The organism is Brevibacillus soli (assembly GCF_044759095.2).
GTDB lineage: Bacteria > Bacillota > Bacilli > Brevibacillales > Brevibacillaceae > JBIYSM02.
In genome coordinates, this window is sequence record NZ_JBIYSM020000107.1 from 1 (window position 1) to 746 (window position 746).

At 55.0% G+C, this 746-nt stretch carries 6 tRNA genes; all 6 read right to left on the reverse strand.

From position 1 onward, the window contains the following. Position 1 precedes the first annotated feature (1 nt). Positions 2-77: transfer RNA gene (locus ACE99V_RS20385), tRNA-Val, on the reverse strand. Between the two features lie 73 nt (positions 78-150). Continuing rightward, positions 151-227: transfer RNA gene (locus ACE99V_RS20390), tRNA-Glu, on the reverse strand. A gap of 10 nt (positions 228-237) precedes the next feature. Beyond that, a tRNA-Leu gene (locus tag ACE99V_RS20395) sits at positions 238-322 on the reverse strand. Positions 323-339: 17 nt separating this feature from the next. Continuing rightward, a tRNA-Met gene (locus ACE99V_RS20400) sits at positions 340-416 on the reverse strand. A 25-nt stretch (positions 417-441) separates the two neighbouring features. Further along, a tRNA-Ser gene (locus tag ACE99V_RS20405) sits at positions 442-532 on the reverse strand. A 5-nt stretch (positions 533-537) separates the two neighbouring features. After that, positions 538-613: transfer RNA gene (locus ACE99V_RS20410), tRNA-Asn, on the reverse strand. Between the last annotated feature and the right edge of the window lie 133 nt (positions 614-746).

Here is a 746-nt window from a genome sequence, read left to right on the forward strand (position 1 = left end):
ATGGTGGAGGCTGACGGGATCGAACCGCCGACCCTCTGCTTGTAAGGCAGATGCTCTCCCAGCTGAGCTAAGCCTCCGCAACACCCCACAAAGTGACCTTTCGCTTCGAAGCTCATTCCGACTACTTTGCGGGGACCCTAATTCAATTCATGGTGACCCGTAGGGGATTCGAACCCCTGAATGACAGCGTGAAAGGCTGCTGTGTTAAACCGCTTCACCAACGGGCCATATTTCTCTTGGTGCGGTCGGCGAGACTCGAACTCGCACGGGTCGCCCCGCCACCCCCTCAAGATGGTGTGTCTGCCAATTCCACCACGACCGCAGAGTGTTTATGTTTTTTGGTAGCGGCGGAGGGGCTCGAACCCCCGACCTTTCGGGTATGAACCGAACGCTCTAGCCAGCTGAGCTACACCGCCACAAGTTCTAGAATGTAAAATTAAATGGCGGAGAGTGAGGGATTCGAACCCTCGCTACGCTTGCGCATACTAACGGTTTAGCAAACCGTCCCCTTCGGCCTCTTGGGTAACTCTCCGTATATGGCTCCTCGGGACGGACTCGAACCGCCGACCGATCGGTTAACAGCCGATTGCTCTACCGACTGAGCTACCGAGGAACGTTTGTTGAAGGCTTGAACCTTCAAAACTGGATACGCAAGTTTTGCACAAGGAATGTGGATAAGTCCTCGACCGATTAGTATTCGTCAGCTCCACGCGTTGCCGCGCTTCCACACCGAACCTATCAACCTC